General features: G+C 66.9%; 9 protein-coding genes. 4 read left to right on the plus strand and 5 right to left on the minus strand.

Annotated elements, in window-relative coordinates:
• Positions 1–20: 20 nt before the first annotated feature.
• Positions 21–1,094: a ferredoxin reductase gene (locus SLQ33_RS23935; protein WP_319456371.1), complete on the minus strand. Its 1,074-nt coding sequence runs from the start codon at positions 1,092–1,094 to the stop codon at positions 21–23.
• A 70-nt stretch (positions 1,095–1,164) separates the two neighbouring features.
• Here SLQ33_RS23935 and SLQ33_RS23940 point away from each other — a divergent pair, with 70 nt between their 5' ends.
• Both SLQ33_RS23940 and SLQ33_RS23945 read left to right on the plus strand, forming a co-directional pair.
• The gene (locus SLQ33_RS23940; RefSeq protein WP_319456372.1) at positions 1,165–1,848 is read left to right on the plus strand and encodes a TetR family transcriptional regulator; all 684 of its coding nucleotides are present in this window, start codon (positions 1,165–1,167) and stop codon (positions 1,846–1,848) included.
• 25 nt (positions 1,849–1,873) lie between these two features.
• The gene (locus tag SLQ33_RS23945) at positions 1,874–2,656 is read left to right on the plus strand and encodes an enoyl-CoA hydratase/isomerase family protein (protein ID WP_319456373.1); all 783 of its coding nucleotides are present in this window, start codon (positions 1,874–1,876) and stop codon (positions 2,654–2,656) included.
• On the opposite strand, the gene SLQ33_RS23950 is transcribed toward SLQ33_RS23945, so the two are convergent.
• Complete coding sequence (locus SLQ33_RS23950; protein WP_319456374.1) at positions 2,653–3,423, minus strand: SDR family oxidoreductase; 771 nt, start codon at positions 3,421–3,423, stop codon at positions 2,653–2,655. The genes SLQ33_RS23945 and SLQ33_RS23950 overlap by 4 nt on opposite strands.
• Positions 3,424–3,471: 48 nt before the next feature.
• Here SLQ33_RS23950 and SLQ33_RS23955 point away from each other — a divergent pair, with 48 nt between their 5' ends.
• A complete protein-coding gene (locus tag SLQ33_RS23955) occupies positions 3,472–3,837 on the plus strand; it encodes a hypothetical protein (RefSeq protein WP_319456375.1) in 366 nt (121 codons plus the stop codon).
• On the opposite strand, the gene SLQ33_RS23960 is transcribed toward SLQ33_RS23955, so the two are convergent.
• From SLQ33_RS23960 to SLQ33_RS23970, 3 genes are read right to left on the minus strand one after another with little or no spacing between them, the layout of a single operon-like run.
• Positions 3,834–4,730: an NAD(P)H-binding protein gene (locus SLQ33_RS23960; protein ID WP_319456376.1), complete on the minus strand. Its 897-nt coding sequence runs from the start codon at positions 4,728–4,730 to the stop codon at positions 3,834–3,836. The genes SLQ33_RS23955 and SLQ33_RS23960 overlap by 4 nt on opposite strands.
• Before the next feature lie 2 nt (positions 4,731–4,732).
• A complete protein-coding gene (locus tag SLQ33_RS23965) occupies positions 4,733–5,113 on the minus strand; it encodes a DUF1330 domain-containing protein (protein ID WP_319456377.1) in 381 nt (126 codons plus the stop codon).
• 55 nt (positions 5,114–5,168) lie between these two features.
• A complete protein-coding gene (locus tag SLQ33_RS23970; protein ID WP_319456378.1) occupies positions 5,169–5,333 on the minus strand; it encodes a hypothetical protein in 165 nt (54 codons plus the stop codon).
• 471 nt (positions 5,334–5,804) lie between these two features.
• Between SLQ33_RS23970 and SLQ33_RS23975 the strand changes: the two genes are divergently transcribed.
• The gene (locus SLQ33_RS23975) at positions 5,805–13,466 is read left to right on the plus strand and encodes a cadherin-like domain-containing protein (protein ID WP_319456379.1); all 7,662 of its coding nucleotides are present in this window, start codon (positions 5,805–5,807) and stop codon (positions 13,464–13,466) included.
• Positions 13,467–13,487 lie beyond the last annotated feature (21 nt).

Consider the following 13,487-nt stretch of genomic DNA (forward strand, 5'->3'; position numbering starts at 1 on the left):
CTCCTTCTCGGTGGGGTTGGTTAGAGCGAAAGGGCGACGTCGCCCACGGGCGCGGTGACGCAGATCTGCACGTCCTCCGCCTCGGTCGTGGACACGGCGCCGGTGATCAGGTTCTTCACCGCGCCGCTGGTCTTGCGGCGGGTACAGGTGTGGCAGATGCCCATCCGGCATCCGCTCTGTGGTGTGAGGCCCGCGGCCTCGGCCTGCTCGAGCAGCGAGCGTCCGTCGTCGGTGACGTCGACGCCGCTTTCGGCGAAGCTGACCCGTCCGCCCGACGCCTCGGTCGGCACGTCGAAGACGGGCGGGACGAAGCTCTCGGACAGCGCGACGGGGCACTGCTCGCGCACCGCGTCGACCAGGGCTTGCGGACCACAGACGAACACCGCGTCGGGGGTCGGCATCGCCGCATCGAGGTGTGCGGCGTCGAACTTGCCGGTGAGGTCGCCGACGCCGTCGCGGGTGTAGCCGTGCAGCACGGTGACGCCAGACATGGCAGCGAGCTCGTCGGCGTAGCTCGCCTCCCGGGGGTTGCGCACGTAGTGCACGAAGGCGAGCTCACCGTCGTACTGCTCGTCGATCAGCGTGCGCAGCATCGCCATTACGGGCGTGATGCCGCTGCCGCCCGAGACGAGCAGGATCCGTCGCGGCCGCTCGGCGGGGAGCACGAAGTCGCCTCCACCGACGGTCAGTCCGACGACCAGGCCCGGCTGGGCGTGGCGGTAGAGGTGCTGCGACACCCGGCCTCCGTCGTGGACACCGATTGTCAGTTCGATCAGCCGGTCGCCTTCGGCGTTGGCGGGCGAGTAACAGCGGGTGTGCCTGCGGCCGTCGACCTCGACGGTGAGGTTGACGTGCTGACCGGCGCGCAATGCGGGTCCGGCAGTGAACACCGCGTTCGGTTCCAGCGTCAGCGTGACGCTGCGCGGGGTGTCGCGGCGGACCGCGACGACCTTGGCGCGGGCGTCGCCGGAGGTCCAGGTCGGCTCGACGAGCTCGGTGTATCGGTCGACGCCGTGGGGACCCGTGAGCAGGTCGACGAGGGAGGAGCGCAGCACTCGATCGCGGAGGCGCGGCTTCAAAGTTTGAGTGAACATGTGTACACCGTGCGCCGTCCGACCTGGATCCGTCAACGGTTTCGGGGCTGGCTGTGGTAGGTTTCACACAGTGAACAGTCGTACGCCTAGTTCACGAACGTCGCGATCCGGACGCTCGGGGCACTCGCGTTCCCGAGACACCCTGTCCAGGGAGGAACGCAAGGAGGCGACGCGCCGGGCGATCGTCGCCGCCGCGCTGCGGCTCCTCGAGGAGCGCAGCTTCAGCGCGCTGAGCCTGCGCGAGGTGACCCGCGAGGCCGGCATCGTGCCCGCGGCGTTCTACCGACACTTCGAGTCGATGGAAGCGCTGGGGCTGGTACTCATCGACGAGTCCTTCCGCGCACTGCGGGACATGCTGCGCAGCGCGCGCGCCAGCAAGCTCGACCCCAACCGGGTCATCGAGTCGACGGTCGACATCCTCATCGCGGGAGTGACCGAGCGTCGCGAGCACTGGCGGTTCATCGGCCGCGAACGATCCAGCGGAGTGACCGTGCTGAGGTACGCCATCCGCACCGAGATCCGCTTGATCACATCGGAACTGGCGATCGACCTGGCCCGCTTCCCCGGGCTGAACACCTGGAGCGCCGAGGACCTCAACATCCTCTCCAGTCTGTACGTGAACGCGATGATCTCCATCGCCGAGGCCATCGAGGATGCCGGCGATCCCGCCGCGCTCGACGAGATCAAGACCACCGCCGTGAAACAACTACGGATGATCGCCGTCGGGATCACCGGATGGCACAGTAGCGACTAGCTCTTGGCGTTTAGTGTGAGTCGCTATGCCGCATCTCGAACTGACCCGCCCGCGACCCGACGTCGCGGTGATCACGCTCAACCGGCCGGAGAAGCTCAACGCGCTGAACTACGGCCTGGTCGAGGAGTTGCACCACACCCTCGAGGAGCTCAACGCCGACAACGAGTGCCGGGTCGTGGTGCTCACGGGCGCGGGCCGCGGGTTCTGCTCGGGGCTGGACCTTAGCGATCCGTTCCCCGACGAAGCCACCCGCGGACTGGAGTTCCCCCGTTCGGGCCTGCGGTGGCAGGAGCGCATCGCCGACCTGACCACCCGACTGATCCGCATGCGCCAGCCCGTGATCGCCGCCGTCAACGGACCGGCCTACGGTGGCGGCTTCGCGCTGGCGATGGCCTGCGACATTCGGATCGCGGCGCAGTCGGCACGGTTCTGCACCCAGTTCATCAAGTTGGGCATCGGCGGCTGCGACATCGGCGTCAGCTACACGCTGCCCCGCATCGTCGGTGCCGGCCAGGCGTTCGACCTCATCCTCACTGCGCGCACGGTCGAGGCCGCCGAGGCATTGCAAATCGGCCTGGTGTCGCGACTGTCCGACGGATCGGTGCTCGACGACGCGCTGAGTATCGCCGAAACCCTGTGTGGCTATGGCAAGTTCGGGGTGGAGTCGACCAAGCAGGTGTTGTGGGCCAACCTCGAGGCATCGAGCCTGGAGGCCGCGCTGCACGTGGAGAACCGCAGCCAGATCCTGGCGTCGACCGGCGGTGGGATCGGTGCGGCGACGGAAGCCTTCGCCACCCGCAAGAACTAGCGGGGCGTCCCGCCGCCGTCGACGATGATGACCTGGCCGGTGATGTAACTTCCTGCGCCCGAACACAACAGCAGTGCGGGTGCGACCATCTCGTCGGGTGTGGCGAGGCGCTTCATCAGCGTCGCGCCGGCCATCCCGGCGACCACCTCGGGCGGGTTGCCGCGCATCATGTCGGTGTCCACGGGTCCCGGCGCCAACGCGTTCACCCGAATACCGAAGGCGGTGTAGTCGGCGGCCATCGATCGGGTGAAGGACAGCATCGCCGCCTTGGCCGCCGAGTACATCGACGTAAAGCCCGCGAACATGAACGCACCGACCGACGCCATGTTCAGTACCGCGGCCGCGGGGCTGGCCTTCAGATGCGGCAGCGCGTGTTGCACCAGGAACACCGGGCCGCGCAGATTCACCTCGAATGACTTGGTCCACGCCTCGACGGTCATCTCCCCCAGCGGCTGGGCGAGCGCATTGGCGGCGTTGTTGACCACCACGTCGACGCCGCCGAACTCGGCGACCGTGCGCTGCACCAGGACGCCGAGCTCGTCGACGTTGCCCGCGTGCGCGGGCACGCCGATCGCCTGCCCGCCGAGGTCGCGCAGATGTTTGGCCGCCTGCTCGCAGGCGTCGGCCTTGCGACTGGCGACCACGACGCGCGCGCCGGCGAGCACGAAACCTTCCGCCAGTGCCAGCCCGATGCCGCGGGTACCACCCGTCACGATGACGGTGCGGTCGGTCATGTCGAAGAGTCGGTCGAACGATGTGCGGTCCACGTCGTCAGTACAACACGCTGCAATTCGCTGCGGCGCTAGGGTTCAACCATGAAGCGTGAGACGCCACGATCGAACTCGATACTGGCCGCGGTCGCAGTGGCCCGAGTCGGCGTGGGCGCCGCGATGATCCTTGCGCCGGGCCGATTCTTCCGGGCCGGTTCGGGTACCGAGACGCTGCTGATGAAGACCATCGGCATCCGCGATGTGGTGCTCGGGTCTGGTGCGTGCCACGCGTGGGCGGGCGGCACCCCGACCGAGCTCCGACGGTGGGCCACCATCGGACTGCTCAGCGACGGCGCCGACTTCGCCCTTGGGCTGCGCAGCAAGCCGCTCGTCGGTACCAGGAGCGCGTTCATCGCCGCGCTCTCCCCGATACCGTTCCTGGCCGCCGAGCTCTTCGGGTTGACGCGCTAGGAGTAGAGCTCCGGGTGGGCTGCGACGTACTGCTCGACGGACTGCGCGGGACGGCCGGTGATGCGTTCGACGTCGTCGGTGGCCCGGTTGTAGCGATCCTCGCGGTGCAGCCGGGCCATGGTCGAGATGTGTTGCGCCACATGCTCGGGAAGCCCGACTGCCGCCAACGTCTCCCCGAGCTTGTCACCGGTCAGGTCCTCGGCCCCGATCGGCCGTCCCAGCGCGCGGCCGAACTGTTCGGCGAGCTCGGCGACGTCGAGCACCTCCGGTCCGGTCAACTCATAGACGTGGCCCAACCGACCCTGCGGCTCTCGCAACAGCGTGGCCACCGCGTGGGCGACGTCGGGCGCCGCAATCGGTGAGGTGCGCCCGTCGCCGAACGGCAGGGCCAGCACTCCGCGCTCACGCACCGACGCCGCGCCCAGCGCCGTGAACAACGGGTTGTCGAGGAACACCGTGGGCCGCACGTGCACCACCGGGAGGCCCGACCAATTCAGGATGCGTTCGGCCAACCAGTGCAGCCGCTGATGATGCGACTCCTCGGTGCTCGTCAACGTCATCTGCGAGACCGTCATCTGCGACATGTTCACGAGTACTTCGAGCGCGCCCACCTCCTTGCCCACCGCGGCCACGACGGCCGCCGCTTCGAGGTAGTCGGCAGCCACGCTCATGTTGAAGAACATCCGCGTGACGCCGTTGATCGCGGCGGCCACGTCCAGGGGCGAGGTCAGATCACCGACGACGACGTCGGCGCCGAGCTCACGAAGGCGGTCGGCGCGCTCGTCGTCGCGGCGCACCATCGCCCGCACCGGGAGGCCGTCCGCGCGCAACTCCTCGACGACGGATCGGCTGACGCTGCCGACCCCGCCACCCGCGCCGGTGATCAAGAACATGATCAGTCGGCCATGCTCCACGTCGAGGTGGCGATGAGGTCGCCGTGGTCGAGCGCGGCGAGGCGATGCTCGTGGACCTTCAGGTAGTCCGCGTCGGTCACCATGTCGATGAAGGCCTGCGGCGAGGGGTATTCGACGATCAGGATGGCGTCCCAGCCCGGCCGTTCCCCGTCGCCGATGACGATCGTCGGTGCCTCACCCGCATAGCGCACCGTCCCACCGACCCGCTGCACGTGCGGTACCACGTCCTGCGCGTACTGCAGGTAGCGCTCCCGACCGCCGTCCAGCTTGAACGTCAGCAGGTTGACCATCACCACCGGCTGGTCGGCCGGTCGGGCGGCTAGCGCGGCGAACTGTGCGGGTGTCGGTTCCAGGGTGCTCATGGCGTTAGACGCATCCGCTCACGGAGACCGAACCCCAGTCGTGTCCACAATCGCGTCACGTTGACTCCTCGGATTCGCGGATCACCGTCCGGCCGACGATCGCGTCACCTCGATTGTCCAGTGGAGGCCAGGAACGGTGTCGGGCATTCGACGATTCGACGGTGGTGGTCAACGACTTCGGCAACAACTCCTCGAGAAACAACATTTGCTGCAGGGACACGTAATTGACGGTTACGAACAAACTTGCGAACTCGCCCTTCGGCACCAAACCCCGGTCCCTTACACCAATACTTGCATATGGCTAACTACTGGTCACAACAACCGTCGGGGTGCATCGCCCCTCGCTCACCACGGGCCGGATACGCTCCCTTTCGGCCGCGCCCAATCGCTCGATTGACGCACGCGCATAAAACTGCAGATACAGGCGTCGAGCGCACTAGGTAGCCGTTGACCACCCATCGCCGCTGCTCCAACATCACGCACGTCAACGACCGGCGTATGACTCCACGCAACAAAGTCCTTGCGTTCGCCAGCAAATCCCAAACAGTTGGTCAGCCGCCCGGCGATCGATGAAAAGCCCGATGACGGGAAACCTTCAGAAGTGCTCACGTTCAACGGAGCAGGCGCTCTATAGTTTGCTATACGCCAGGGGAACGTCGTCGCCGACGATGTGGCGGGCAGGGGAATCGCCATGGCCGTCCGACCGAACCGTCAGCTCCGTAGCAGCACCAGTCGCCACCGCAAGGTGGCTGGGACGTGCCAGCCGCAGGCCGTGTTCCCGACCTTCACGCTGACCCAGGCTCCGAAACTGGGGGGCGCTGGTGGTGGTTATGCACGGTTCGTCGGTCGGGTCGGCGCGCTGGCGGTGGCACTGGGTGTCGGCGCTGCGATCGCCAGCGGATTCGGCATGCCGGTCGCCCACGCCGATGACACGGGCCAGGGCTCACCCGTCAACGACCAGCCCGAAACCAAGCCCGACGGCAAACCCGGCTCATCGACCACCGAGGAGCCGGGTCCCGTCGCCACCGTCACTGCGCAGACCGTGGTATCCGAACCCAAGAATGATCCGGACGACCCCAATCCCGCACCAGGACCGAATGACCCGCCCAATACCGGCATGAACTTCAGCAGTTCGGGCGGCTACCAGAAGGACGAGCATCGGTCGGCGGATGGCGCAGAGACCAACATCACCACTACAGGCGCCGACTCTCCAATCGAGCAGACTTCCACCGACTATCAGATCCCCGCCGGCGAGGTCGAACGACCACCCGCCCATCCCGTCACGCCGTCCGATCCGGTGACACCGACCAATCCCGAACTGGCGCCAGCGCCCCAGCCTCGTCCGTCGGATGGCCATGTCGTGCCATCGAAGAAGGCCCGCGTCACGGACCTCAGCAGTGCGCGGCAACTTACCATCCAGAACAGCGAGAGCTCGAGCGCGCAGACGACTACCTTGACCACGTTCGGTGCCACGCAGGCCGGCGGACAGCCATCAACCGCTCCGGGGTTCGCCTCCGTCCAGAACCTTGCGGCCGCCACCGCGACGCCGGGCGAGCAAGCCCTGGCCAGCCTGCCCGCCCGATCGGTCGACGTCTTGACAACGTTCGTGGCAGCACTGCTTTCGCCGTTCCTCACGCCTGGCCCGTCGACTCCGGCACCGCCCCCGATGCTCTTCGCCGTACTCGCGTTCGTTCGCCAAGAGCTTGGGCGGAGCTTCTTCAATCGGACCCCCAACGCGGTCGACAACTCGGCCACGACCAACGAGGACACGTCTGCGACGATCAACGTTCTGGGCAACGACACCGACGCCGACTTTGACGCCCTGACGGTCACCGACTTCACCCAGCCCGCCCACGGGACCGTGGTGAAGAACTCCAGCGGCACCCTTACCTACACCCCAGATGCCGACTTCAACGGCACCGATACCTTCAGCTACACCGTCACCGACGACGAGGCGAGGCCCCACTTCCATGGTTTGGGCGGGATCTACGACATCGGGCACGAGGACACGGCGACCGTCACCGTCACCGTCACCCCGGTCAACGACGCTCCGGTGGCCGACGACGAGGCCTACACCGTCGCCGAGGACACCCTGCTGAACATCGCCACACCCGGCGTGCTGGCCGGCGACACCGATGCCGACGGGGACCCGCTCGCTGTCACGGGTGCCACCGACCCGGCCAACGGAAGCGTCACCGTCAACCCCAACGGATCGTTCACCTATACGCCCGACGAAAACTTCAACGGCGTGGACACCTTCGACTACACCGTCTCCGACGGCACCCTCACCGACGCCGGCACCGTGACGATCACGGTCACCGCCGTACCGGATGCTCCTGTCGCAGGCGATGATTCATACGAAACCGAAGAGGACACGCCACTCACCGTCACGGCCCCCGGCGTGCTGGCCGACGACACCGACGGCGACGGGGACCCGCTGTCCGTTACCGGTGCCACCGACCCGTCCAACGGCAGCGTCACCGTCAACCCCAACGGATCGTTCATCTACACGCCCGACGCGAACTTCAACGGCGTGGACACCTTCGACTACACCGTCTCCGACGGCACCCTCACCGACACCGGCACCGTCACCATCAACGTCACCCCCACCAACGATCCCCCGACCGCGGTCGACGACGGTCCGTTCGCGGTGGCCGAGGACGGCTCCCGCATCTTGACCGCGGTCGAACTGCTCGGCAACGACGCCGACCCCGACTTCCCCAGCGGCGACATCCTGCACGTCGCCACCGTCACCGCCGGACCCAACACCCACGGTTCGGTGGTGCTCAACGGTGACGGCAGCGTCACCTACGCCCCGGCAACCAACTACGCTGGCCCGGCCAGCTTCACCTACACCGCCGCGGATGCCGCCAATGCTGAATCCGGCTCGGCCACCGTCACATTGAACGTCATCAACAGCAATGATGCGCCGACCGCGGTCGACGACGGCCCGTTCACGGTGGCCGAGGACGGCTCCCGGATCCTGACCGCCGCCGAACTGGTCGGCAACGACACCGACCCCGACCTGGCCAACACCCCCGCCGACGTGCTGCACGTCGCCTCGGTGGCGGCCACCGCCGACACCCACGGCTCGGCGGTGCTCAACGGCGATGGCACCGTCACCTACACGCCGGCCACCAACTACGCCGGCCCCGCCAGCTTCACCTACACCGCCGCCGATGCCGCCAATGCTGAATCCGGCTCGGCCACAGTCACATTGAACGTCGTCAATTCCAATGATGCGCCGACCGCGGTTGATGACGGCACCTTCGACGTCAACGAAGACGGCTCACGGACCTTCTCCGCAACCCAACTGGTCGGCAACGACACCGACCCCGACTTCCCCAGCGGCGACATCCTGCACGTCGCCACCGTCACCGCCGGACCCAACACCCACGGTTCGGTGGTGCTCAACGGTGACGGCAGCGTCACCTACACCCCGGCAACCAACTACGCTGGCCCGGCCAGCTTCACCTACACCGCCGCGGATGCCGCCAATGCTGAATCCGGCTCGGCCACCGTCACATTGAACGTCATCAACAGCAATGATGCGCCGACCGCGGTCGACGACGGCCCGTTCACGGTGGCCGAGGACGGCTCCCGGATCCTGACCGCCGCCGAACTGGTCGGCAACGACACCGACCCCGACCTGGCCAACACCCCCGCCGACGTGCTGCACGTCGCCTCGGTGGCGGCCACCGCCGACACCCACGGCTCGGCGGTGCTCAACGGCGATGGCACCGTCACCTACACGCCGGCCACCAACTACGCCGGCCCCGCCAGCTTCACCTACACCGCCGCCGATGCCGCCAATGCTGAATCCGGCTCGGCCACAGTCACATTGAACGTCGTCAATTCCAATGATGCGCCGACCGCGGTTGATGACGGCACCTTCGACGTCAACGAAGACGGCTCACGGACCTTCTCCGCAACCCAACTGGTCGGCAACGACACCGACCCCGATCTAGCCAACACCCCCGCCGACGTGCTGCACGTCGCGTCGGTCACCGCCGGACCCGACACCCACGGCAGTGTGGTGCTCAACGGGGATGGCACGGTCACCTACACCCCGGCCACCAACTACGCCGGCCCGGCCTCGTTCACTTACACCGTCGCCGACACCGCGGGCACCCCCAGTGCCAACACCGCCACCGTCAGCCTGAGCGTCATCAATTCCAACGACGCCCCGACCGCCGTCGACGACGGCACCTACGACGTCAACGAAGACGGCTCACGGACCTTCTCCGCAACCCAACTGGTCGGCAACGACACCGACCCCGACCTGGCCAACACCCCCGCCGACGTGCTGCACGTCGCGTCGGTCACCGCCGGACCCGACACCCACGGCAGTGTGGTGCTCAACGGGGACGGCACCGTCACCTACACACCGGCCACCAACTACGCCGGCCCCGCCAGCTTCAACTACACCGTCGCCGATGCCGCGGGCACCCAATCCGCCAACAGCGCAGTGGTTTCGCTCACCGTCATCAACAGCAATGACGCACCGACCGCGGTTGATGACGGGCCGTATGCAGTGGCCGAGGACGGCTCCCGGATCCTGACCGCCGCCGAACTGGTCGGCAACGACACCGACCCCGACTTCCCCAGCGGCGACACCCTGCAAGTCGCCTCGGTCACCGCCGGACCCAACACCCACGGCAGTGTGGTGCTCAACGGGGATGGCACCGTCACCTACACCCCGGCCACCAACTACGCCGGCCCGGCCTCGTTCACCTACACCGTCGCCGACGCCGCGGGCACCCAATCCGCCAACAGCGCAGTGGTTTCCCTGACCGTCGTCAACTCCAATGACGCGCCGACCGCCGTCGACGACGGCACCTTCGACGTCAACGAAGACGGCTCCCGCACCTTCTCCGCAACCCAACTGGTCGGCAACGACACCGACCCCGACCTCGCCAACACCCCTGCCGACGTGCTGCACGTCGCCTCCGTGGCCGCCACCGCCGACACCCACGGCAGTGTGGTGCTCAACGGGGATGGCACCGTCACCTACACCCCGGCCACCAACTACGCCGGCCCCGCGTCGTTCACCTACATCGTCGCCGACGCCGCGGGCACCCAATCCGCCAACACCGCACTGGTTTCCCTGACCGTCGTCAACTCCAATGACGCGCCGACCGCCGTCGACGACGGCCCCTTCGACGTCAACGAAGACGGCTCCCGCACCTTCTCCGCAACCCAACTGGTCGGCAACGACACCGACCCCGACCTCGCCAACCCAACACCGGATGTGTTGCACGTCGCCTCCGTGGCCCCCACCGCCGACACCCACGGCAGTGTGGTGCTCAACGGCGACGGCACGGTCACCTACACCCCGGCCACCAACTACGCCGGCCCCGCTTCGTTCACCTACACCGTCGCCGACGCCGCGGGCACCCAATCCGCCAACACCGCACTGGTTTCCCTGACCGTCGTCAACTCCAATGACGCGCCGACCGCCGTCGACGACGGCCCCTTCGACGTCAACGAAGACGGCTCCCGCACCTTCTCCGCAACCCAACTGGTCGGCAACGACACCGACCCCGACCTCGCCAACACCCCCGCCGACGTGCTGCACGTCGCCTCCGTCACCGGTGGACCCGACACCCACGGCAGTGTGGTGCTCAACGGCGACGGCACGGTCACCTACACCCCGACCACCAACTACGCCGGCCCCGCTTCGTTCACCTACACCGTCGCCGACGCCGCCAATGCTGAATCCGCCACCACCGCCACCGTGACCATCGACGTCATCAATTCCAATGACGCGCCGACCGCCGTGGACGACGGCCCCTACGACGTCGACGAAGACGGCTCGCGCACCTTCTCCGCGGCGCAGCTGGTCGGCAACGACACCGACCCGGATCTGGCCAACCCGGTGCCCGACGTGCTGCACGTCGCCTCGGTCAACACCACCGCCGACACCCACGGCACCGTCGTACTCAACGGCGACGGCTCGGTCACCTACACCCCGACCACCAACTACGCCGGCCCCGCCACCTTCACCTACACCGTCGCCGACGCCGCAGGCACCGAATCTGCCACCACCGCAGTGGTTTCGCTCACCGTGGTCAATAGCAACGACGCGCCGACCGCGGTGGATGACGGCGTCTTCGACGTCAACGAGGACGGCTCCCGCACCTTCTCCGCAGCGCAGCTGGTCGGCAACGACACCGACCCCGACCTGGCCAACCCGGTGCCCGACGTGCTGCACGTCGCCTCCGTCACCGCCGGGCCCGACACCCACGGCTCGGTCGTGCTCAACGGCGACGGCACCGTCACCTACACCCCCACCACCAACTACGCCGGCCCCGCCTCCTTCACCTACACCGTCGCCGACACCGCAGGCACCGAATCCGCCACCACCGCACTGGTTTCGCTCACCGTCACCGACGTCGAAGACCCGGTGGTGGCCATCGACGACACCGCCTCCGGCGCCGAGGGCACCGGCTTCGGCGGCGGCAACGTGCTGACCAACGACCGCGCCGCCAACGTCGACGGCGCCGACGAAACCCTCACCGTCACCACCACCGGCGTGCTGCCCACCACCGCCGGCGGCACCGTCAGCATGAACTTCAACGGCGCCTACATCTACACCCCCCCGAACGCCAACTTCTTCGGCACCGACACGTTTATGTACACGGTCAGCGACGGCACTTCCACCGATGTCGGACTGGTCACCATCACCGTCACCGATGTGGAGGACCCCGTCGCCGCGGTCAACGACACCGCCGCCGGCAACGAGGGCACCCCGATCACCGGCAACGTGCTGACCAACGACATCGCCGCCAACGTCGACGGCCCCGGCGAAGCCCTCACCGTCACCACCACCGGCGCCGCGCTACCCACCACCGCTGGCGGCACCGTCAACATGGCCGCCAACGGCACCTACACCTACACCGCGCCCAACCCGAACTTCTTCGGCACCGACACGTTCAACTACACCGTCACCGACGGCACCTCCAACAGCACCGGACTGGTCACCATCACCGTCACCGATGTGGAGGACCCCGTCGCCGCGGTCATCGACACCAACTCCACCCCCGAGGGAATCCCGGTGAACGGGAACGTGCTGACCAACGACATCGCCGCCAACGTCGACGGCCCCGGCGAAGCCCTCACCGTCACCACCACCGGTACCGCGCTACCCACCACCGCCGGCGGCACAGTCAACATGGCCGCCAACGGCACCTACACCTACACCGCGCCCAACCCGAACTTCTTCGGCACCGACACCTTCAACTACACCGTCACCGACGGCACCTCCAACAGCACCGGACTGGTCACCATCACCGTGGCCAATGACAATGCCGATGACCACGAAATCTCAACAGTGATCAACGTCGGACATGGCGCGCCCAACGACATCGTCTTGGCGAGCGACGGGAAGGGATACATCGCCAACCCCGACGGCACTGTCTCGGTGATCAACACCGCGACCAACGCCGTGATCGACACGAACACGTCCACCGGCGCAATCGATCCCATCGCCCTTCCCGCCAATCAGATTCCACAGGCGGTGGCGGTCAATGCAACTGGTAGCCGCCTCTATGTGGCTAGTAAGGATGCGACCACTGGTGCGGGCACACTGCGGGTCTACCGAACCGACACCTATGCGCCGGTGACCACAATTGCCGTCGGAGACAACCCGGTAGACATCGCAGTAGATGGCAACAGGATCTACGTGGCGAACAACCCGGCGGTTGGTACCGGCTCGGTGACGGTGATCAACGCGACTACCAACGCGAATCCCGCTTTGGACACATACAACAACATTGGTGCGATCACCACCAACATCAACAAGCCGGTCTCGCTAGCGATCGGCGACAACAACGGCGGGCGGCTGTATGTCGTGAACTCCGACGCTCCGGCCGGATCCACGTCGGGAATTTCGGCCTACGGCACTGGAGGTAACCAAGCCAACCTCCCCGCAGCGGCCGGCACTGCCAACATCACCGTCGGTGAATTCAACGCAATTGCGATCGACACCGCAACTGACCGTGCATACGTGACTTTTTCCGATGGTTCATTTGGCGGTGTGTTCGTCGTGGCTTTGGACAACAGCCTGGCAGGGACTGATATCGTCGCGTCGAACGGGACAGCCGGCGCCCGGAGAGCGATCGCTGTCAAGGGCAACCGAGCCTACCTCACCAGCAGCAACGGGAATGTGGCCGTCTTTGACACCACCACCAACCAATTTATCGATACCAGCCCAGCCGCCGGCACCAACCCGATCTCCCTCCCTGTCGGTGTTATTCCGACAGCCGTGGTGATAAATACAGCCGGCACGAGGGCTTACGTCACAGGCAGCGACGGCAAGGTTTACGTGATCAACATCGTTCCTGCGATTTGACCGCGCGGCGGGGATAAGTGG

The organism is Mycobacterium sp. RTGN6 (genome assembly GCF_033804605.1).
In the GTDB taxonomy this organism is placed as follows: domain Bacteria; phylum Actinomycetota; class Actinomycetes; order Mycobacteriales; family Mycobacteriaceae; genus Mycobacterium.